Genomic DNA, 20,007 nt, shown 5'->3' on the forward strand with positions numbered 1-20,007 from the left:
GTTTACTGCTTATTTACTTTTCAGCATGCGCCGTCACGAAATTTCTGATGCTACCTGGGCCCTGGTTGCCCCGCACCTCTCCGGCAAGGCCGCCGATGGCGGGGCGACGGCCGTCGATAACCGGCTGTTTTTCAACGCTGTGGTGTGGATAATGCGCACCGGCTGCCCGTGGGCCGACCTGCCCGAACGCTTCGGCAAGTCCGACACGGCCCGCAAACGCTTCCGCCGGCTGGCCGAAAAAGGCGTCTGGCGCCGCCTTTTCCAGGTCGTCCAAGCGCCGGAGCTGGACTGGGTGCTGCTCGACTCGACCATCGTGCGGGCGCACCAGCACGCGGCGGGCCAAAAAAAAGCGACGCTCAGACCGAGTGCCTCGGCCGCAGCCGGGGCGGGATGAGCACCAAAATTCACGCCTGCGTCGAGTCGCTGGGCAACGCGGTGCGCCTGCTCGCCACCCCCGGCCAGGCCGGCGACAGCCCGCAGGCGCTGCCCCTGCTCGACGGCCTCGACGTGGGCCAGGTAGTGGCCGACACGGCCTACGACAGCGACCAAACCCGCGCCTATTGCGCTCAACGCGGTATTCAAGCCGTCATCCCCAGCCACCCCAACCGCACCCAACCGCTGCCCCTGGACGAGAATGCCTACCGCGACCGCAACAAAATCGAACGCTTTTTCGGACGCATGAAGCAGTATCGCCGCTTGGCCACCCGCTACGAGAAGACCATCGTTTCCTTCCTCGCGTTCTGGCATATCGGAGCAGCACTTGATTGGCTTAGATGAATAACTCATTTCTTAATGTCCTCACGCCCTAGCGGCTTGTGCTCTTTTCTGACGTTTGTAATCGTACTCGCCCCAGACAATCCGACTAATCGTTTTGGGGGCCAAGTAGAATTTTGCGCCCACGGTGTCCAGGATGTAATCGTCGGAAAATTTCTTCTCCGATTTCAATTGCAGATACAGGGCCTTGATATCGGCTTCGCGTTTTAATTGCAGCGGATTAATTCGGGGCATGAGCAAAAACTATTCTTACAATGAATGGACAATACTACTACACCAGTTTACCATAAAGCGAATCCAGAAACAGCCTAAATACAACTGGTGTAGTTATTTACCCCACGGCACGGGGGTAAAAACGATGGCAATTTCCTTTCTTCCGTCGTTGTAGGCAAGGCTTTTTTAGCTTTGCCCGTCGGATTGGTTCCCGGCAGTCTTATACATGGTGAAAAGGGCGGCTCACTGGGCTGCCCTTTTTTGCGCCCAGCAGCTACCGAAACCGCCCGCCCCGCTGGGCAGCGGAACGGGCGGAAACGGGACACTTGCGGGCAGTTAAGCGGGGGGCAAGAGTGACGCCAGGCGGGCGTTAAGGGCCGCTACGGTAGCGTGAAGTTGGGCTAGCTCCGTCTGTTGTTCGCCCAGCAGTTGCAGTACCCGTACTCCCCAGGCCGGCACCTTGCCCAGCAGCGTAGCCGGACCGCGCAGTTCCTCCCACTTATCCGTCAGCTTCCAGCCACTCACCGTTTTTTCGGTGACGCCTACCATCGCGGCAATCTGTTTCTGTTGCGTGCCTTCGCAGTAAAGGGTGAAGGCACGGGCACGGGCGGCGTTTTTAGATTGAGCCATTAGAGAGCGGGCTTACGGGTGGAACGGGCGCGGCGGGCCGGCTGGGCAGCTACCGACAAATCAAGGCCGGCCAACAGCTCGGCCACGGCATCCCCAGCGGCCCGGTTGTCAGCCGACTTGGCGTAGTGCTTTTCAATCAGCTCAAATTGGGCTACCAGCTTGGGCAGTTCGGCCGGGGCGTAGTAGTTCAGCGGCTTTTTCAGGTAGCTCTTGGTCCGTAGAAACGTGTCGAGCTTGGCGCGGTTCATGGCCCGGTCTTCGTCGGTGTCGCCACTGAGCCAGCCGATAGCCCGGCCAATGGCAAAGATTTTCCGGCGCATCCGGTTGGCCGCTTCGGGGCTGGGCACGGCTTTGGGCTTGCTGGCCCGGCTGCTGCTGGGCTTCGCGGCGGGAGCCGAAACCACGGGCGCGGGTTGAGCTGCCGGGGCCGCGTGGCGAGGTGGGGTGTAGCCGGGCAAGCCGGACACGCTGGCAAGGTGGTCTATTAGGGCTTGCGCTTGGTGCGGTTCCAGGTCCTTGCGAGAGGTGGAACGGTTGGCAGTAAAGTAGAGCACCAGGGCGCTCTTTTCTTCTTCGCCGTTCATGCCGGTTTGCGTCAGCAAGGCATTGAGGCGCTTGTTTTGGGCGGGGGACATTTTCATATCTGGAAATAGGTTTTTACAGGTGAAAACAGAAAGGCTTAGAAATCGAGTTGAAGAAAGAAGTACCGTTGGCCCGTCTGAGCACACGCCAGCAGCCGATGCCAGCCGTCCAGCAGCAGCCCGTTCCGGTCGAGTAGCACGGGAAACCGCTTATCAAAGCCGCTCACTTCCAGTAGCAGCCGAAACCGATTCACCAGGGCCGCGTTGTGTGGGCCACCGTCCGACCGGCCGGGCGCTACCAGGGCGCGGGCTACGTCGGCGGCGGTGGCCCACCTGCTGTTGAGGGCCGTGAAGCGGGCCGCTTCGGGTGCTTCGGCCCACCCGCTGCTGAGCACGGGGGCATGGGTAAAAAACCGGTGGTCGTTGTAGGGGTTGGCGCTCCGGTCCACGGTATGGAACCGCTGCAAAAAGCCCTCTAGGTTGCGCTGCCAGGCAGCGGCTTCGGGGTGCGGGTCGTAGGCTTGCGGGGCCAGCTCAGCCGGGCCACAGCCAAACGGCACGTCTTTTTTGAGGGCGTGCAACTGGGCAAACCGCTGCTTATTATCGAGTTCGGCCGCGTTCAACGCCAGGGCCTGAGCAAGCCCGCTCACGGGGCGAAGGAGGGGGGAAACGTGCATGGCTAGATGTTAGTTGAAGTGAGAAAGTCCGGCTGCCAGCGCGTTGCCTTGCGGCAAGTGCTGCCCGAACAGGTGAAGTAGATAAGGCTGCGTGAAGCGGTGGTAATCCAGCGCCGTTTCCAGGTGTTGAATCTTTTCACGGGCTGCTGATAGGGCGGTCAATAGGCTTTGGGTTTGCGTATTGAGTTCTCGGAATTCGGCGGCCTGTTTGCGTTGCTGGCGTTGCACCTTCGCCAGCTCAGCTAGCAGGTGCTGACAGTCGAGGCAGGACGGGGGCGGAGTTTTCTTGCGGGCGGCCATAGCTCAGACAGCAGCAATCGTTTCGGCGGGCTGGGCAGCGGTGGCCGTGCGGTGGTAGCCCCGGATAAGGTGGCGCAAGCCCCGGTATTCGGGCAGCAGCGGGGCATTTTTCAGCAGTTCCGCCGCTGCCTCGCTGGGCACCCCGTTGGCGCGGGCCACGGCCAGCAGCTCCCGTTTGGTGGGAGTGGCCAGTTTTGTTACCCGGCTTATCCGGCTCACAAATTCGGGTATCCCGTCCCGTTCGCGGGTGGTGTAGCGTTTCAGCCGGCTTTCAAAGTAGGTGGCCCCCGCCAGCACGATACCCGCGTTCTGTTGCGTCAGTTCGCGCAATTCCCGCACGTAGTTCAGCTTTTCGGGCTGCATGGTGCTGGCCTCGTCAATGAGTAGCAGACTGCCCGTGGTGGCGTTCAGTTTGTCGGCGCAAAGCTGAATGAGTTGCGCCAGCGTTGGGCGCTTGCCCGTGTCCACCGCCAGGGCGCGGGCCGTGCGCAGGAAGAATTCGCGGCGGCTGTCCGAGTAGCGAAACGCCACGAAATACGTGTGCGGCTGGCGGCTGTAGTAGTGCCACAAAGCCGACGTTTTGCCGTAGCCCGGTTCGCCCAGCACGATAGCCAGCGAACATTCTTCGCGGGCTTGCTCACAGGTAGCCCGCACCGCGTCAAAATTGCTGGTGTTGATGATATGCTGGCTGCCCAGGTCGCCCAGCACGGCAGCGGCCCGGTTCCATAGTTCCTCACTGATAGGCTTATCGGCCCGGCCGTTCAGAATATGGCTGATGTTGGCTGCCGATACGTCGGCCAACCGCGCCAGCTCGTTTTGCGAGAGGCGTTTTTTACTCAGTAGGGCCTGTAGCCCCTGCTGAATTTGCTGCTGCTGTTCTAGCTTTGGCATTTGAAAGGGTGTTTAAGTGAGATTTAAAGCCTTTTGAAGTGGTAGCGCGGCCGGGCCTTCATCCCCGACCGCGTTCCTTTTTTGGGGTCAGTCCATTACTTCCAGGTCGGTTAGCCTGCCTTCGGGGCCGCTGTCCCATTCCGCGCCACTCATGGAGCGGTGGGCCACCGGGAGCGCGGCCGCAACGGTGGCCGGCTTCTGGCGGCGGCCCGTGGGCAGCGCCCGAGCCGTTTCGGCTTCGGCATTCACGGCGTTCCAGTCGTTCTTACTTAGGCCCGTGTGGCCCAGCTCTGCCGCGCCCAGGGCCTCAGCGGGTTCCGGTTCCGGTTCCACCGTTGCCAGGTCCGCCAGCAGGGTTTTGCTTCCCGCCACCGTCTGGCGGCGGCGTTCCGCATCGCCCGGCCGCAGCTCCAGCAGGCTTTCCGAGTAAGCGTACTTGCGGCCCATTACCTGCCAGTCGCCTTTGCCATCGGCCCGGCGCACCAGCACTTGTTCGCGGCTGCCATCCTGGGCTTCCCACACCTCAAAGGCGTGGCCGTTGGCGGCGAAGCAAGCGGCCTGGTCCGGCGCAAAGTCCGCGTCTTGCGGCTCAAACACGTAGTCCACTGCCTCCACTTCTATTTTTAGCCCCGTGCTGGTGAAGGTTACCGGCCGCTGGCGCTTCACATACAGCAGGTTTGCCAGGTCGCCCAGCGTCAGTTTAGCGGCCGTTTCGGCACCCGTTAGGTAGCGTTCCATTGGGGAGCGGCGCTCAGCAGCGCGGGCACCGGGGCAGCGGTTGTTCCATTCCACCTCACAGGCCCGGCACCGGGCCACCACGGCCGCCACCGATACCCGCTCCTGCTGGGCTGCCGCCAGCCGTTCGGGGTTGGCCTGCAAATCCAGGTTGGCGTTGCTCGTAATGTTCGGCCCGCGCCACCAGGGCAGCTTGCGCTGTACCGTTTTTTGAAACTGCCCCAGCAGTTGCTCACTCCGGCGGGCCGTGGGCCGGCCGGCTTCGCTGGCAAAGGCAATGGCCCCGGTTTTTTCCAGCAGGGCTTGCACCCGGCCGCTGGTGTTGGCCGCGCCTTTATCAAAACGAAACTGGCGGGGCACCCGGCCCCAGCGCGTGAAGTAGTCTTGCAGCGCCGCCAGCACCAAATCCGCCGTTTCCGTGAAGCCGTAGGCACTGCCCACAATGCAGCCAGAATGCACGTCCCACACCCGCACCGAATACAGGTTGGTTACCTCCTTGCCCGCCTCGTTAATGAACGTCAGGGGCTCGTTGGTGCCATCAAATTCAATCAGCAAATCAGGGAAGCCAGGGAGCTTTTTCAATATTTTGTAGCCTAGTTCTTTGTGCGCGGCGGCCTTGCCGTGGCGGCCTCCAAACCAGGCCGGTTTGCGCTCTTTCAGCAGGTTGCCCACCGTCCGCACACTCAGCACGGGCCAATCGGGCCGCGTTGCTTCCCGGTAGGCCAGGTACGCCAGGTGCGTTTGCTCTTTGGTGGGCTTTTCGTCCTTTTTGAAGTACTTAATCAGCCATTTCATATGCGCTTCCTCCATCTTGCGGCGGTTGCGATTGCCACGGGGTGCGCCTCGTTTCGCCAGCAGGTAGGCTGTTTTATTCGGCGCGGCGCGGTACTGGCTCAGTTTGCGGCTAAGGCTGGCATAAGCCCCTTCGCCGCCCCGTGCGCCCTGCTCAGGGCAGAAAATCAGCCCCAACGATTGGAACGCGGGCAATACTTCGCGCAGGCTGTAGGCGCGGGGCACTTCCTGCAAGCACCATTCCAGGGCCGCTTGCAGCCGGGCCAGTGGTTCCGCCGCCGCGTGGCCTTCATTCGTCATGCCCAGCGCCAGTACAAACGGCTGTTTGTAGGCTGCCCAGCCCTTTTCTACGGCTTGGCGCAAGTCATAAACAAGTTGCAGTTGCCGACCTTCCGCTAGAGCTAATGCCTGTTGAGCATCGGCAGCCGCTTGCGCACCCATAGCAGCCCGCTTCGCTGCTGCTGCATCCACGTAAGGGAGGCTGGCACGGGCAGAATCGGGCAGGGTTTCATAGCGGTAATGCAGCCCGCTTTCCAGCGACTGTTTTTCTATCCGCTTTGAGGTGCGCCAAGACTTCACGGTGTTCAAGGGTACGCCGCTGTCCGTCAGCAGCCCCCGGCTCACATAAGGCTGGCCTCCTATGAGTACCAGGCCCGTGCTCATATCTTCTCGCCTTGCATTGCTGCCTCAAATTGCTGCTGAGCGGCTTTTTCGAAGGCTTTTCGTTCCGCCAGAATTTCCAAGGCCGCTTGTTGCACCTTTAAGTTATTGCTGTGTGAACGAAACCAATTAGTGACCATAGCAGGGGAAACCCCGGCGCGGTTAGCTATTTCAGTCAGCGCCCCGTAGGGCAACGATTCTCTGAGTTCTTGACGATTCAACATAACTTGCAGCGTTTTTTAAGGAATCTGCCACAAGTATAAGAAAGATTTCTGACTTAATCAGAAATGTGTACTCATCGTAAAGAAAAAATCTGACAAATGGATACAATTAACGACCGAATCAGTGCTCTGATAACCTACCTAGGTTTAACAAAAGCAGCGTTTGCGAAGAGTTTAGGTACTACATCTTCACGAATTGCGAACATCACACAGGGGCGGAATAAGCCCGATTCCCAACTTCTTGAGGGCATCGTGACAACTTACCCAGATATTGATGCAACATGGCTTCTGACAGGCGTTGGCCTACTCGGCAGAAATATGAATTATTCGGGTGTCGAAATGGCAGAAATGTATAAAAGAAAGCAGGATTTTTATGCACCCCTAAGCACACCCCTAAGCACACCCCTAAGCACACCCCCAAGCACACTACCGGCTCAATCTTCGACAATAAAAACAGGGGAAAGCACAATAAACCCACCCGATTCAAAAGAAGAAAATCGGCAATTCAATTTGTTGAAAGCGGACGGTATCCACAACTTTGCGGAAGCCCGCGCCGTGGGTGGTGAAGCCGGCCGCCGCTGGGCAGACCGCCGCGTGACAGAGGCCAAACTATACAAGCGCCACCCCGAAGCCGTATCAGCTACCCTAAACGACTATTTCTTGACCGGGCAGCTCGGTCGTTACTCAGACCAAATATTGGTTGGCCTGCATAAAGCCGTTCAAGGCCAAATAGATAAGGTGCTCGACCAAGTAATTGATGGGGAGTCAACAATGCCCCAGGCAGCCGCCAAAATTTCCGAATTAACCGCACCACTAGGCAAGCTTCAACCTCAGTTAGAAGGGCTGGAATCGGCTATTTTTAACATGGTTACATCCATTGTTGAGCAGTTCCCAAGCATGATAACAGCAGTCAGGAATACACCCCTGCATTACGAGTTGCACGAATGGCTATCTGAGCACCTGAAAGTAAACGGCACAGGACCACCTCAATAAACTCATTGGATGGAAACCAACGAAACGAGCCCAGAAACCACGTAGTGCGGTTTTTAGGCCCGTTTCGTTGAGTTAAGGACCATTGTTCAGGTCAAAATTGAAGTGTCTAGTCTTTTGAGCGGGGTTTTAGCTCGGATAATTAACAATTGACTGTAGTAAAATGGAGTACCTTCAACAAATTGAATTGCCGAAAGGGTACGCGAAAATTTACGACAATGGCTGAATTTTCAGCTACTTAACCCCTATATCGTTGCACTTCGTGCACCCCTTTAATTTCAACTCTTTGTAATACCCCCCCTACAACGCGACGGAGACGCGCGCCAGCGGCTGAGGGCGTAAGTCCCATAGTCTTAACTTTTGACGACTAGATTTTTAGAACTAATTCTAGTCCCCCTCTCCCGGAGGGGAGGGGTTAGGAGTGGGGTTTGCGCCTGAGTTACGAGCGGCGCTTGCGGCGCAGAAACGGCCGCTCCAAGCCGTAGTACGACGCCATGGCCAGTAGTACGCTGAGCCCCAGGCTGGCCAGCAGGGTAAGGAGCCAGCGCAGCCAACCCACCTGCGCGTCGAGCCAGGGGCCGAGCCATATCAGCACCAGGGCCACCGCCAGGTAATGCAGCATGTAGAGCCCGTACGACAGCTTACCCAGGTAGTTGAGCCAGCTATTTTCCAGGCTGATAATCGGCTTTGCGGCGGCGGCCAAATTCAGAATCAACACCGCGAACAAGGCCGCGTACACTTGCTCGTGTAGGGGAAAAACCCGGCCCCAGCCCAACAGGCCCAGCACCGTCAGCAGGCACAGCCACTGCGTGACCGGGGCCATCAGCCAGCGCAACACGGCCGTGCGGCGCTGAAAAAGCAGGATGGCCGGCACCGCCCCAATCACCAGGCAGTCGAGCCGAAAGAAGTAGAGGAAGTTGAAGGCGAACCCCAGTACCAGGCCCGGCGCGGGCTGGGCGGCGTGAAACGCCACCACGATGACGCGCTGAGCTACCATCAGGAGCAGGAAAATACCGCCCACCACCGGCAGCACCCGCGCCCCCGCCTGGCGCAGCACCCACGGCCACACCAGGTAAAACTGCTCCTCGGTGCCAATGGACCAGGCCTGTGACAGGAACGGAATGCCGCCGTAGAGCGCCAGCGCCACGTTGGGCAGCAGCAACACATGTAGCAGGGCCTTTTCAGGCAGCTGCGGGATGGCGGCACTAAAGAAATTTTCGCGCAGCAGCGGCACGTGCGGCAACACCAGCAGGGCCACCGCCACCACGGCATAGTACAGAGGCCAGATGCGCAGCGCCCGCCGCTTGTAGAATTGCCCCACCGCCAGCTGGCCCGTTTGCTCTTGCTCCAGCAGCAGCAGGCAGGTAATGAGAAAGCCGCTGAGCACGAAGAACAACGTTACACCCTCATCCCCAATGCGCTGCACCACCGGCCAGGCACTCAGCGACGGGCGGCCGTGAAACAGGCGCTGCTGCTCGATGTGGTTGATGATGACCAGCACCGCGGCCACAAAGCGCAAGCCGTTGAGGTTGGGGAAATAAACCGGGCCGCTGGGCCGGCGGTAGAACGTGGCGTCGGGCATCGGCCAAAAGTAGGAGCCAACGCGGCTTACCTGCTCACCACCTCGTCCAGCCGCAGGCGCTGCTCAATGGCTTCGGTGGCCGCTTCCAGGATGTTGAAGGCGTTGTTGGCCATGGTGTTTTCGCTGTCGAGCGTGGGGTTGATTTCCACCATCTCGAAGCACACCACCCGGTCGTTTTCGAGCAGGGCGCGGCACAGGGCAATGGCTTCGGGCACGTCGAGGCCCAGCTCTACCGGCGTGCCGGTACCCTTGCTGAAGCGCGAATCCAGCGAATCTACATCGAAGGAGATGTACACCATGTCGCAGTAGCGCAGCTGCTCGTAAATCTCGCGGGCCACCTGGCGCGGGCCTTTGGCGCGGAACTCCGGCAGCTTGAAGTTTTTGATGCCCAGCTCGTCGATAATGGCGTTTTCCTGCTCCTCGGTGTCGCGCACCACCACGTACACCAGGTGGTTGGGCGTGAGCTTGGGGCCGGGCTCGCCCAAATCCTGCAGGCGGCGCCAGAAAAACTCGGTTTCGGGTTCGGGCACGTTGCGCTGGTGCGCAAGGTTGTCCTGGCCCAGGGCGGCGGCCAGGGGCATGCCGTGCATGTTGCCGCTGGGCGTGGTGTAGGGCGAGTGAATGTCGGCGTGGGCATCAATCCAAACCACGCCCAGGGTTTTGTGGGGGTAGGTGGCCTTGATGCCGGCAATGGTGGCGTTGGCGCTGCTGTGGTCGCCGGCCAGCACCAGCGGGAACTCGCCGAAGCGGAGCGTCTGCTCCACGGCATTTGCTATGCCCTTCTGCACGGTGTGGATGCTGTCGATGTGCTTGGCGAAGGGGAAGTGGTTTTTGTCGAACAGCACGTGGTTCAGGTCGGGCACCACCACGGAGTTGAACCGGCGGAAGTAATCGGAGCCCTTGTTGAGGCAGGCCACGCGTAGCGCGTCGATGCCCATGCTGGCGCCGCGCGTGCCAGCCCCGAGTTCGGAGCGGACTTCCAGTAATTTTATGCGTTTCATCGGGTGGGAATTGGGATAGCAGGATGGCGGCACCGTTCTTTTTAGCTGTTAGCCATTAGCTGTTAGCTGTTGGCTCCCTTTATTATTGGAGAAGCTAACGGCTAATAGCTGAGAGCTAAAAGCTAGAATCACGCTGCCTTGCGGCAGAAGTGTCTGCCGTAGCCAAGTCGCTACTGTTCCATCGTCACGATGCAGGGCGGATTTCCGAAAGAACAATGCGCAGTTCTCCGGTTTATATCCTGACCCCGGCGGTACTTTTGTACTGCCCGCCGTAAAGGTCGGAAATTTCCGTTAGTTGTCAATTGCTCGTTGTCCGTTGTTAGTGAAAAACATTCTAACAACTAGCAACTGACAGCTAAAAACTGACAACCAGCAACTGACAACTAAAAATGGATACCTATCACGACCTGATTTCCCAAACCTTCGATTTCCCCACCGCCGACTTTACGGTGCAAAACCACGAGCTGCGCTTCCACGACGTCGACCTCATGGCCCTCGTAGAGAAGTACGGCACCCCACTGCGCCTCACCTACCTGCCCAAAATCAGCTCCCAGATTCAGCGGGCTAAAAAGTGGTTTGCCGACGGTATTGCCGAAACCGGCTACACCGGCACCTATTCCTACGCCTACTGCACCAAGTCGTCGCACTTCCGCTTCGTGCTGGAGGAGGCCCTGAAAAACGATATTCACCTCGAGACCTCGTCGTGGTTCGACATTAGCATCATCCGCAACCTGCACGCCCAGGGTAAGGTCGACAAGCAGAAGCACATCATCTGCAACGGCTTCAAGCCCGACGCCTACAAAAAGGAAATCGCCGACCTCATCAACGACGGGTTCGTGAACTGCATGCCCATCATCGATTCGCCCAACGAAATCGAATACTACCACGACCACGTGACGGAGAAGGTGAACATCGGCATGCGCCTGGCCTCCGATGAGGAGCCGCGCTTCCAGTTCTACACCTCGCGCCTGGGCGTGCGCTACTCCGACGCCATCCCCATCTACGAGCAGCGCATCAAAGACGACCCGCGCTTTACGCTCACCATGCTGCACTACTTCATCAGCACGGGCATCAAGGACACGTCCTATTACTGGTCGGAGCTGAGCCGCTTCGTGCACAAGTATTGCGAGCTGCGCAAGGTGTGCCCCACGCTCACCACCATTGACATCGGCGGCGGCCTGCCCATCCAAACCAGCATCCAGCCCGACTACGACTACCCCTACATGGTGGCCGAAATTCTGCGCACCATCCAGCGCATCTGCAAGGAAGAAGGCGTGCCCGAGCCCCATATTTTCACCGAGTTCGGCATCTTCACGGTGGGCGAAAGCGGGGCTACGATTTACAGCATCCTTGACGAAAAACTGCAAAACGACAAGGAGCTCTGGTACATGATTGACGGCTCGTTTATCACCAACCTGCCCGACACCTGGGCACTCAACCAGCGCTTCATCATGCTGGCGCTCAACGGCTGGGAGAAGCAGTACAAGAAGATTCAGCTCGGCGGCCTCACCTGCGACTCGCAGGACTACTACAACTCCGAAAAGCACATTTACCAGACCTTCCTGCCCGAGCGCAAACCCGCCGATGCGCAGCCGCTCTATGTGGGCTTCTTCCACACCGGCGCCTACCAGGAAAGCCTGAGCGGCTACGGCGGCATCAAGCACTGCCTCATCCCCGCCCCGCAGCACATCATCATCGACCGCGCCGAGGACGGCACCCTCTCCGACCATGTTTTCGCGCCCGCCCAGGAAGCGGCCAGCATGATGCGCATCCTCGGGTACTAAAAATACAATTTTAGCGCTGGCATATTTTTTGAGAAATGCAGGCGTAGCTGCTTATCTTTGAAGTCCAAATTCGCCATCCTCACTCGTTTTTTTATCATTATGAAGAAGCTCATTTTACTCGCTGCCGGTTTCGCGACCCTCTCGCTCGGTGCCTGCAACCGCCAGATTTGCCCTGCCTACACCAGCAACACCGTAGCGAAGCCAGTTGCCGCGCCCGTTATGGCTAGCACCGCTACTCCTGCCGAGCGCCAGTAATCTTGGGTTTTGACTACAAAAAGGCCGGCTCTCCACACGGGGAGCCGGCCTTTTTTGTGCTGTAGGAACGCACCTTGGCGCGTTCGGCGGCAGGGCATCATAGGCAAAATCGTTGAAAGATTAAACGCGCCGAGGCGCGTTCCTACAGCAACATAATATCGGTGGCCGCCCGCAGGTCCGCCACATGCGGTGCGAACCCTTCGCCGGGCTCCTCTCCCACCAGAATGCCGCGCACGCCTGCCGCGGCCCCGGCGGCCATGTCGCGTAGCCGGTCGCCCACTATCCAGCACTGCGCCGGGTCGAGGTTGAAGCGGGCCACGGCTTTTTCCAGCATTGCGGAGTTTGGCTTGCGCAGGATGGATTCGCTCACGCTGGGGTGGGCGTCGCTGAAATAGAGGGCATCGAGGGCATTGGCGCAGGCAGCTTGCAGCTTGGCGTAGCAGGCCTGCACGTCGGCGGCGGTGTAGAGGCCCTTAGCAATGCCAGCCTGGTTGGTGACAACGATGAGCAAGTAGCCGGCCGCTTTGAGGCGGGCCAGACTCTCGGGCACCCCATCGCAAATGACAAATTTCTCCGGTTCCCACACGTAAGTGCCGATTTCCACATTTAGAACCCCGTCGCGGTCCAGAAAAATCGCTTTGTTCTTTGTTGTCATCGGTACAAAGCTACGGGCAGAATCCCAGGACCGTGGCGGTACCTTTGCAGCCCTCGTTTTCGCACTCAAACTATGAAAATTGCCATTATTGGCGGCGGTATCAGCGGCCTCACCCTGGCCTGGTACCTGCAGCAAGCCGGGGTGCCCTACGACCTGTTTGAAGCCGAAGCCCAGCCCGGCGGCAACCTCCGCACCTGGGCCGCGCCCGAAGGCTACCTGCTGGAAACCGGCCCCAACTCTCTACAGTTGAGCCCGGAACTGGAGGAGCTGCTCGCCGAACTCGGTATGACCGGACAAATTGAGGACAGTGCCGCCGTGAGCAAACACCGCTATGTGCTGCGCGACGGCCGCTACCGCCAGCTGCCCGGCTCGCCCCCCACCCTGCTCACCAACGGTTTTTTCAGCCTGAAAGCCAAGTGGCAGCTACTGAAGGAATTCCGCCAGCCCGCCGCCCCAGTCGATGAAGCCGAAACCGTGGCCCAGTTTTTCCGCCGCCGGTTCGGCCCCGAAATCGTGGACTACGCCGTCAACCCATTCATGGCCGGCATCTACGCCGGCGACCCCGAAAAGCTGCTGCTGCACAAAACGTTTCCGCAGCTGGCGGCCCTGGAGCAACAATACGGCTCGGTGCTGCGGGGGCTGGCCAAAACCGGCAAGGGCGCCCCCCGCCGCCGCATCGTCACCCTCGCCGGCGGCGTACAAACCCTGACTGATACAATCGCGGCCAAACTCACCAACTACTACCCCGGCGTTCAGGTGTCGGGCATTATCCGCACGGCTACCGGCGCCTACGAGCTGCGTTCGCCGGCCGCGGGCAGCCCGGCCTGCTGGCCCGCCATCGGTCCCGGCGAACCCCGCCCGGCGGCCGTGGCTTATAGCCACGTGGCCCTGGCGCTGCCGGCCTACGCCGCCGCCCCGCTCCTACAGCCCCTTTTTCCGGAGCCGGCGGCGGCGTTGGCTGCCGTCCATTACCCGCCCATGAGCGTGGTATTTTCGGCTTACGACCGGGCGGCGGTGACGCATCCGCTCAACGGCTTTGGGGCGCTGCATCCCAAGGTGGAGGGCACGTACGCGGCGGGCTCCATCTGGACCAGTGCCATCTACCCGCAGCGCGTGCCGGCGGGGCAGGTGCTGTTCACCACGTTTGTGGGCGGCTCGCAGTACGAAGCGGCTGCCAGCCAACCGCAGGGCACGCAGCAGGCCGCCGTGCACGCCGAGCTAAGCCGTTTCTACGGTATTTCGGGGACGCCGCGCTGGCAGGGGCGTTATTTCTGGCCGCGCAGCATCCCCCAGTTTGATGCCCGTATTGTGGGCGCCCACGCCGCCGCCGCCGCGCTCGAAACCGAAAATATCGTGGCCGTGGCCAACTGGCGGGCCGGCGTCAGCGTCCCCGACTGCATTCGCCGGGCCCGGCAGGTGGCGGCTACGCTAGCTGCTGGGCAATAACTATTTCGGGCTGCTAAATGAGGGTAGCAAAGCCGCAGCGTTATTATTAGGAAACCAAATTACTAGCCGGGCACCGGTTGGAGCATGCAGCTTCGTACGGCGAAACCCTATCTTTGAGCCCATGAGTGAAGGCCTCGTCTTAATTCCTACTTACAACGAGCGCGAAAACGCGGAGCTTATCATTCGCAAGGTGATGAGCTTGTCGCGGGCTTTCGATGTGCTGATTATCGACGACGGCTCGCCCGATGGCACGGCGGATATCGTGCGCGGCTTGCAGACGGAGTTTCCGGACCGCTTGTTTCTGGAGGAGCGCCAGGGCAAGCAGGGCCTGGGCACGGCCTACATCCACGGTTTCCGGTGGGCCCTGAGCCACGGCTACGAGTACGTATTTGAGATGGATGCCGACTTCTCGCACAACCCCGAAGACCTGCTGCGCCTGCACGATGCCTGCCGTCAGGAAAACTTCGACCTGGCCATTGGCTCGCGCTACATTCAGGGCGTAAACGTGGTCAACTGGCCCATGTCGCGGGTATTGATGTCTTACTACGCGTCGTGGTACGTGCGCCTGATAACGGGAATGCCCATTCGCGATGCCACCGCGGGCTTCAAATGCTACACGGCGCGGGTGCTGCGCGCCATCGATTTATCCAATATCAAATTCGTCGGCTACGCTTTTCAGATTGAGATGAAGTGGCGGGCCTACCAGCTGGGCTTTCGCATCAAGGAAGTGCCCATCATTTTCACCGACCGCACCCGCGGCACCTCCAAGATGTCGTCGGGCATTGTGAAAGAAGCGTTTTTCGGCGTGCTGCAAATGAAAATCAGCAGCTGGTTTCATTCGCAAAAACCCGTAGTCGGCCGCTGATTCGAGGCGCCGTTTCTTTCCCTTGTTGCCGAATCAAAACTGCTATTACACGCGCTGAAGCCAACCAGCTGGCTAGCCCTGGCGTATCTTGCCCCAACGCATGGAAAATACTCCCCTGTTTTGGCTCGTTTTTAACGTCTTCGTAATCGGGCTGCTACTGCTCGATTTGCTGGTTTTCAACCGCAAAGCCCACGCCATCAAGCTACGTGAAGCCTTGGGCTGGAGTGTCTTTTGGGTGGCGTTGTCGTTGGCCTTCAATTTTTTGGTGTACCGCACCATGGGCCCCGAGGCGGGCCTGCAATGGCTCACGGGCTACCTGGTGGAAAAGGCGCTTAGCGTCGACAACCTGTTTGTCTTCCTGCTAATATTCAATTACTTTAAGGTACCGGCGCAGTACCAGCACCGCATTCTTTTTTGGGGCGTGCTGGGCGCGCTGGTTCTACGCGCCCTGTTCATTCTGGTGGGCGGCGCGCTACTGGCCAAGTTCCACTTCCTGATTTACTTGCTCGGCGCCTTCCTCATGTACACCGGCGTGCGCATGGGCCTCAGCGGCGACGGCCCGGAAATAGACCCCGAAAACAACTCCGTGGTACGCTTTCTGAGCCGCCACCTGCCCATTACCCGGCAGATGGAGGGCGGCAAGTTCTTCGTGCGGCGCGACGGGGTGCGGTTCGCCACGCCCCTGTTCGTGGTGCTGGTGATGGTGGAAACCACCGACGTGGTGTTCGCTGCCGATTCCATTCCCGCCATTCTGGCCATCACGCGCGACACATTTATCGTCTTCACTTCCAACGTGTTTGCCCTGCTGGGCCTGCGGGCCATGTACTTTGCCCTGGCCAGCATGATGCGCCTGTTCCACTATCTGCACTACGGCCTCTCGCTGATTCTGGTCTTCATCGGGGCCAAAATCCTGCTGGAAAGCATTTACCCCATCCCGATGCCGGTGGCGCTGGGCGTAGTGGGCGGCCTGCTGCTGCTGAGCGTGCTGGCCTCGGTGATATGGCCCAAAAAGGAGGCTGATACGCCTGCCGCGTAAAACGTGAGCCAATAACCACTACGCATCACCCTTCTGACGCAAAACGGCTGGCAGGCGGCTCCGACGCGCTGCCCACTGGCTTCGAGCCTCAGGCTAGCCGTCTGCGGGCGGGGCGGCAACGTCATTCTACGCACGAGCCAGAGGCTCGAAGCCAATAGGCAGCGCGTCGGAGACGCGCGCCAGCTTGTGTGGCAGCTTGTGTGCCGGTTTACTACTGCGGCACTTTGCCGGGCACTATTTCGGCGGCACCGGTATTCACACCGGCATCGGGAGCCGCGCCGGTGTTGAGCAAATCCAACAAATCGAGGGGTTCAAACTGCGTCGAATCGGATTGCAGGGTGAGGCGGGTGGTGTCGGGGCGCGCGGCAAAGCTCATGTAGCGCCGCGCCGGCCCGTTCAGGCTCAGCGAATAGGGCAGGCTTTGCCGGTCGTTGTCGGTGATGAGGCCGCGGGTGGCCATGATGTCGGCAATGAGGCGGAAAAAGTAGCGGGTACTGCGGCGCAGGTCGCCGTAGGCATCGAAAGAATAACGGGCGTACTTGGGCTTGGGGATGATGCTGGCCAGGTACAGGCTTTCGGACAGGTTTAGCTCGTTGGGGCGCTTGCCGTAGTAAAACAGGGCCGCGTCCTTCACGCCGTACACGCCGCGCTTGCCGCTGGGCCAGCGGAACTGGCTGGGTCCCCATTCAATAATATTGAGGTAAACCTCAAACATGCGCTGCTTGCTGGCCAGCTGCTTGTTTTCGAGTAGCCACACCATCAGGGCTTCCTCCATCTTGCGGGCCACGGTTTTCTGCCGGGTCAGAAACACGTTTTTCACCAGCTGCATGGAGAGCGTGCTGCCGCCGCGGGCAAACCGCTTCTCCTTGATATTCTGAATGGCCGATTTCACGAAGGCTTTCTCCATGAAGCCCTTGTGGCTGAAAAAGCGCGGGTCTTCGGCCGTGGTGATGGCGTGAATGAGGAAGGGCGACACGTCGTTGTAGGACACGAAATCCGGGTTCGGCGGCCCTACCTGGAAGGTGCGGACCGAGTCGCCTTTGTCGTTGTACACCGTGTGCTCAAAGGCCGTGTTCAGCTTGCTCAGGTCTTCTTTGCCAAAGCTGGTGAGCTTGAACTTGTTGCCCTGGAGGCTGGAATCGAACTTCAGGCTGTCTACCTGGGCCAGGTCGAGGCTGCCGCTCATGCGGTAGGTGAGCGTGCCGGTGCCGCGCACGCCGCGCACCTCATCGAAAATACCGGTGGGCAGCGACGAAAAGAAGTCGTTGGCCACGGTTTCGGCCGACGTCACGTTGATGGTTACCGCCCGGCTGGGCTTCAGCCGCACGCTGATTTCGGGGTACAGCACCAGCTTGTTGATGGTGACCTGGCTGCCCTTTTCCAGCGACGCGGTACCACGGCCCAACCGGGCCACGAAATCGAGCGCACCGCTCTTGATTTCTATCTCATCGGCCGCCAGCTTGGGCTGGTAGAGGCTGAAGTTGCGGGCCGCCACCGAGCCGCGCACCAGCAGCTGGCCGCCGGTGTCGTCATTGTCGAAGTCTTTGCTGTCGAGGCGCACCAGCACGGTATCGAAGCTGACCATAGCGCCAAAGCGGCGCGGCAAATACGGTACCTGCACCGAGGAACCCCGGCCGAAGACCCTGGCCGTGAGGGCATAGTCGGCCGGCTCGATGTGGCCGCTGATGCCCAGCTCGTTCACCACCGAATCGATGTTGGCCGTGAGCCGGCCTGAAATGTCGCCGTCCTGAATGCTCAGCTCCGGCAACTGCAGGATGGCCCGGTGGCGCGGGCTCGAATAGCTCACGTAAAAGTCCCGAAAGCTGGCCTCGCCGGGTACATTATCGAACCCCGCTTCGAGCATCCGGTTCAGCAGCAGGCCGTAGTTGGTGCCCTTGGAGGTGTCGACCGGAACGGTACTAGGGGCTTGTTTTTTTGCTAAAAACCCAAAATTGTCGGTGGTGGCCGTTTTGCGGGCGGTGAGGCGGGCGGCGATGATTTCGAGGCCGCTGAATACCGGCCGGCCGGCAAATAGCGAGCGCACGCTCAGGCTGGCCTGCAGGCGCCGGGCGGTCAGCAGGGTATCAGCGGGAGTGGCGCGGGGCACAAGGCTCATGCCGGTAATTTCCACGGTTTTGAAGCCCGTAAATCGGGCCGGGCCCAGGGTGAGCGTAACGGGGTATTTGCTCTCAACCTTGGCTTTTACGCGCTCCAGCGCGTAAGTGAGCAGCTGCTGGCGCTTCCACTGAAACACGGCGAAAGCCACGAGCAGCAACAAGGCCACACTGCCCAGAATGCCGATAATAAGTCGTTTGGTGGAAGGCGATATAGTCACGGAATAAAATAGAATGGGCGGGTTCGCCAGCGTCAAAGGTAAGAAAAACGGGCGCGGGAAGCAGCTCGTTCCTTACCGCGCCAAGGGTGCTATACGGATAATGGGCGCACTACGGAGGAGCCAAAGGTGACGGCGCGCCGCGTTCTGCCTGTACTTTTGCCCCATGCCCAGTCCCCTTACCGCTCTTTCGCCCCTCGACGGGCGCTACGCCCGCGCCACGGCTCCGTTGGCCGCCCGCTTTTCTGAAATGGCCCTCATGCGCTACCGCGTGCTGGTGGAAGTGGAGTATTTCATTGGTCTGGCCGAGCTGCCGCTGCCCCAGCTTCAGGGCGTAGCGGCCACAAGCTTTCCGGCCCTACGCCGCCTCTACGAAGGCTTTACCGAGGCCGATGCCGAAGCCATCAAGGCCCACGAAGCCGTCACCAACCACGATGTAAAAGCCGTGGAATATTTTCTGCGCGACCAGTTCACGGCCCTTGGCCTGGGGGATTTCGTGGAGTTCATCCACTTTGGTCTCACCTCGCAGGACATCAACAACACGGCCATTCCGCTGAGCTTCCGCGATGCGCTGATGGGCGAGCTGCTCCCGGCCTACGCGCAGGTGCGCAATGCCCTCGCGGCCCGCGCCCAGGAGTGGGCCGCGGTGCCCATGCTGGCCCGCACCCACGGCCAGCCCGCTTCGCCCACGCGCCTGGGCAAGGAGATTGAGGTATTCGTGGCCCGGCTCGATGCCCAGGTGACGCTGCTGGCGCAGGTACCGTTCGGAGCCAAGTTTGGCGGGGCCACCGGCAACTTCAACGCGCACTTCGTGGCCTATCCGCAGGTGGACTGGCACGCGTTTGCCGGCACGTTCGTAAACGAGCGGCTGGGGTTGAGCCGCTCCTTTCCGACCACCCAAATTGAGCATTACGACCACCTGGCAGCCCATTGCGACGCCCTCAAACGCCTCAACACCATTCTGCTCGACCTGGCGCGCGACGTGTGGCAGTACATTTCGCTGGGCTACTTTAAGCAGACCATCAAGGCCGGCGAGGTAGGTTCGTCGGCCATGCCGCACAAGGTGAACCCCATCGATTTTGAGAACGCCGAGGGCAACCTGGGCGTCGCCAATGCCCTGCTCGAACACTTCGCCGCTAAGCTGCCCATTTCCCGCCTTCAGCGCGACCTCACCGACTCCACGGTGCTGCGCAATCTGGGCGTGCCGCTGGGCCACATTCTCATCGCGCTCGGTGCTCTGCAGCGCGGTCTGGGCAAGCTGGCGCTGGATGAATCGGCATTACAACGCGACCTCGAAGCCAACTGGGCCGTGGTGGCCGAGGGCATCCAAACCATTTTGCGCCGCGAAGCCTACCCCGACCCCTACAACGCCCTCAAAGCCCTCACCCGCACGGGCGAGGCCATTTCCGCAGCCAGCATCGGCGCGTTCATCGACGGGCTGGCCGTGAGCGAAAGCGTGCGGGCCGAGCTGCGCGGCATCACGCCGGCGAGCTACGTGGGGCGCTAGGGTTGGGTGTCGAACTCGTGAAGACTTTTATCAATGACAGGTTCGACCTTGCCCGACTGGCTTTTTCAAGTTGTACAGGA

General features: G+C 60.1%; 19 protein-coding genes and 1 pseudogene. 8 read left to right on the forward strand and 12 right to left on the reverse strand.

All coding sequences use genetic code 11. From position 1 onward, the window contains the following. A pseudogene (locus GM79_RS25005) lies at positions 1-777 on the forward strand (IS5 family transposase); the annotation flags it as partial. Positions 778-798: 21 nt separating this feature from the next. On the opposite strand, the gene GM79_RS16395 reads toward GM79_RS25005, so the two are convergent. The 8 genes from GM79_RS16395 to GM79_RS16430 form a co-directional block, all read right to left on the reverse strand. Next, on the reverse strand, positions 799-1,008 hold the full coding sequence (locus GM79_RS16395; protein ID WP_035565984.1) for a hypothetical protein: 210 nt from the start codon (positions 1,006-1,008) through the stop codon (positions 799-801). 315 nt (positions 1,009-1,323) lie between these two features. Then, entirely contained in the window at positions 1,324-1,617 is a 294-nt protein-coding gene (locus GM79_RS16400) for a terminase gpP N-terminus-related DNA-binding protein (RefSeq protein ID WP_035565986.1), read from the reverse strand. Further along, positions 1,617-2,258, reverse strand: coding sequence for a hypothetical protein (locus GM79_RS16405; protein ID WP_035565989.1), 642 nt, complete (start codon positions 2,256-2,258; stop codon positions 1,617-1,619). The genes GM79_RS16400 and GM79_RS16405 overlap by 1 nt, the downstream gene beginning before the upstream one ends. Positions 2,259-2,296: 38 nt before the next feature. Next, the gene (locus tag GM79_RS16410) at positions 2,297-2,875 is read right to left on the reverse strand and encodes a hypothetical protein (RefSeq protein WP_035565992.1); all 579 of its coding nucleotides are present in this window, start codon (positions 2,873-2,875) and stop codon (positions 2,297-2,299) included. Positions 2,876-2,884: 9 nt separating this feature from the next. Then, positions 2,885-3,175 carry a hypothetical protein gene (locus GM79_RS16415; RefSeq protein WP_035565996.1) on the reverse strand — a complete coding sequence of 97 codons (291 nt, stop codon included), beginning with the start codon at positions 3,173-3,175 and terminating at the stop codon, positions 2,885-2,887. Between the two features lie 3 nt (positions 3,176-3,178). Beyond that, complete coding sequence (locus tag GM79_RS16420; RefSeq protein WP_035565997.1) at positions 3,179-4,066, reverse strand: AAA family ATPase; 888 nt, start codon at positions 4,064-4,066, stop codon at positions 3,179-3,181. Positions 4,067-4,153: 87 nt separating this feature from the next. Beyond that, positions 4,154-5,956: an integrase catalytic domain-containing protein gene (locus tag GM79_RS16425; RefSeq protein ID WP_161787202.1), complete on the reverse strand. Its 1,803-nt coding sequence runs from the start codon at positions 5,954-5,956 to the stop codon at positions 4,154-4,156. Between the two features lie 296 nt (positions 5,957-6,252). Beyond that, positions 6,253-6,477, reverse strand: coding sequence for a hypothetical protein (locus GM79_RS16430; protein WP_035565999.1), 225 nt, complete (start codon positions 6,475-6,477; stop codon positions 6,253-6,255). A 96-nt stretch (positions 6,478-6,573) separates the two neighbouring features. Here GM79_RS16430 and GM79_RS25010 point away from each other — a divergent pair, with 96 nt between their 5' ends. Beyond that, a complete protein-coding gene (locus GM79_RS25010; protein ID WP_152560039.1) occupies positions 6,574-7,467 on the forward strand; it encodes a helix-turn-helix transcriptional regulator in 894 nt (297 codons plus the stop codon). 436 nt (positions 7,468-7,903) lie between these two features. Here GM79_RS25010 and GM79_RS16440 read toward each other — a convergent pair whose 3' ends face one another. Together GM79_RS16440 and GM79_RS16445 are read right to left on the reverse strand one after the other, a co-directional pair. Continuing rightward, a complete protein-coding gene (locus GM79_RS16440) occupies positions 7,904-9,046 on the reverse strand; it encodes an acyltransferase family protein (protein ID WP_035566001.1) in 1,143 nt (380 codons plus the stop codon). Positions 9,047-9,072: 26 nt separating this feature from the next. Then, complete coding sequence (locus tag GM79_RS16445; protein WP_035566002.1) at positions 9,073-10,047, reverse strand: arginase; 975 nt, start codon at positions 10,045-10,047, stop codon at positions 9,073-9,075. A gap of 389 nt (positions 10,048-10,436) precedes the next feature. Here GM79_RS16445 and GM79_RS16450 point away from each other — a divergent pair, with 389 nt between their 5' ends. Then, positions 10,437-11,831, forward strand: coding sequence for a decarboxylase (locus tag GM79_RS16450; RefSeq protein ID WP_035566004.1), 1,395 nt, complete (start codon positions 10,437-10,439; stop codon positions 11,829-11,831). Between the two features lie 99 nt (positions 11,832-11,930). Continuing rightward, entirely contained in the window at positions 11,931-12,086 is a 156-nt protein-coding gene (locus tag GM79_RS25555; RefSeq protein ID WP_161787203.1) for a hypothetical protein, read from the forward strand. Positions 12,087-12,228: 142 nt separating this feature from the next. On the opposite strand, the gene GM79_RS16460 is transcribed toward GM79_RS25555, so the two are convergent. After that, positions 12,229-12,741: a D-glycero-alpha-D-manno-heptose-1,7-bisphosphate 7-phosphatase gene (locus GM79_RS16460; RefSeq protein WP_035566007.1), complete on the reverse strand. Its 513-nt coding sequence runs from the start codon at positions 12,739-12,741 to the stop codon at positions 12,229-12,231. A 72-nt stretch (positions 12,742-12,813) separates the two neighbouring features. Here GM79_RS16460 and hemG point away from each other — a divergent pair, with 72 nt between their 5' ends. From hemG to GM79_RS16475, 3 genes are all read left to right on the forward strand, one after another. Then, complete coding sequence (hemG, locus tag GM79_RS16465; RefSeq protein ID WP_035566009.1) at positions 12,814-14,187, forward strand: protoporphyrinogen oxidase; 1,374 nt, start codon at positions 12,814-12,816, stop codon at positions 14,185-14,187. A gap of 121 nt (positions 14,188-14,308) precedes the next feature. Beyond that, on the forward strand, positions 14,309-15,052 hold the full coding sequence (locus GM79_RS16470) for a polyprenol monophosphomannose synthase (RefSeq protein WP_035566011.1): 744 nt from the start codon (positions 14,309-14,311) through the stop codon (positions 15,050-15,052). Between the two features lie 100 nt (positions 15,053-15,152). Further along, positions 15,153-16,088, forward strand: a complete 936-nt coding sequence (locus GM79_RS16475) for a TerC family protein (RefSeq protein WP_035566013.1) — start codon at positions 15,153-15,155, stop codon at positions 16,086-16,088. Between the two features lie 211 nt (positions 16,089-16,299). On the opposite strand, the gene GM79_RS16480 is transcribed toward GM79_RS16475, so the two are convergent. Continuing rightward, positions 16,300-18,423: a transglycosylase domain-containing protein gene (locus GM79_RS16480; RefSeq protein ID WP_152560040.1), complete on the reverse strand. Its 2,124-nt coding sequence runs from the start codon at positions 18,421-18,423 to the stop codon at positions 16,300-16,302. A 163-nt stretch (positions 18,424-18,586) separates the two neighbouring features. Between GM79_RS16480 and purB the strand changes: the two genes are divergently transcribed. Then, on the forward strand, positions 18,587-19,927 hold the full coding sequence (purB, locus tag GM79_RS16485) for an adenylosuccinate lyase (protein ID WP_035566016.1): 1,341 nt from the start codon (positions 18,587-18,589) through the stop codon (positions 19,925-19,927). The last annotated feature ends 80 nt before the right edge of the window (positions 19,928-20,007 follow it).

The organism is Hymenobacter sp. IS2118 (assembly GCF_000715495.1).
Lineage (GTDB): Bacteria > Bacteroidota > Bacteroidia > Cytophagales > Hymenobacteraceae > Hymenobacter.

Bases quoted from the DNA above. Each gene is read 5' to 3' on its own strand.
- GM79_RS16395 (WP_035565984.1), bottom strand. From the start codon at position 1,008: ATGCCCCGAATTAATCCGCTGCAATTAAAACGCGAAGCCGATATCAAG.
- GM79_RS16400 (WP_035565986.1), bottom strand. From the start codon at position 1,617: ATGGCTCAATCTAAAAACGCCGCCCGTGCCCGTGCCTTCACCCTTTAC.
- GM79_RS16405 (WP_035565989.1), bottom strand. From the start codon at position 2,258: ATGAAAATGTCCCCCGCCCAAAACAAGCGCCTCAATGCCTTGCTGACG.
- GM79_RS16410 (WP_035565992.1), bottom strand. From the start codon at position 2,875: ATGCACGTTTCCCCCCTCCTTCGCCCCGTGAGCGGGCTTGCTCAGGCC.
- GM79_RS16415 (WP_035565996.1), bottom strand. From the start codon at position 3,175: ATGGCCGCCCGCAAGAAAACTCCGCCCCCGTCCTGCCTCGACTGTCAG.
- GM79_RS16420 (WP_035565997.1), bottom strand. From the start codon at position 4,066: ATGCCAAAGCTAGAACAGCAGCAGCAAATTCAGCAGGGGCTACAGGCC.
- GM79_RS16430 (WP_035565999.1), bottom strand. From the start codon at position 6,477: ATGTTGAATCGTCAAGAACTCAGAGAATCGTTGCCCTACGGGGCGCTG.
- GM79_RS25010 (WP_152560039.1), top strand. From the start codon at position 6,574: ATGGATACAATTAACGACCGAATCAGTGCTCTGATAACCTACCTAGGT.
- GM79_RS16440 (WP_035566001.1), bottom strand. From the start codon at position 9,046: ATGCCCGACGCCACGTTCTACCGCCGGCCCAGCGGCCCGGTTTATTTC.
- GM79_RS16445 (WP_035566002.1), bottom strand. From the start codon at position 10,047: ATGAAACGCATAAAATTACTGGAAGTCCGCTCCGAACTCGGGGCTGGC.
- GM79_RS16450 (WP_035566004.1), top strand. From the start codon at position 10,437: ATGGATACCTATCACGACCTGATTTCCCAAACCTTCGATTTCCCCACC.
- GM79_RS25555 (WP_161787203.1), top strand. From the start codon at position 11,931: ATGAAGAAGCTCATTTTACTCGCTGCCGGTTTCGCGACCCTCTCGCTC.
- GM79_RS16460 (WP_035566007.1), bottom strand. From the start codon at position 12,741: ATGACAACAAAGAACAAAGCGATTTTTCTGGACCGCGACGGGGTTCTA.
- hemG (WP_035566009.1), top strand. From the start codon at position 12,814: ATGAAAATTGCCATTATTGGCGGCGGTATCAGCGGCCTCACCCTGGCC.
- GM79_RS16470 (WP_035566011.1), top strand. From the start codon at position 14,309: ATGAGTGAAGGCCTCGTCTTAATTCCTACTTACAACGAGCGCGAAAAC.
- GM79_RS16475 (WP_035566013.1), top strand. From the start codon at position 15,153: ATGGAAAATACTCCCCTGTTTTGGCTCGTTTTTAACGTCTTCGTAATC.
- purB (WP_035566016.1), top strand. From the start codon at position 18,587: ATGCCCAGTCCCCTTACCGCTCTTTCGCCCCTCGACGGGCGCTACGCC.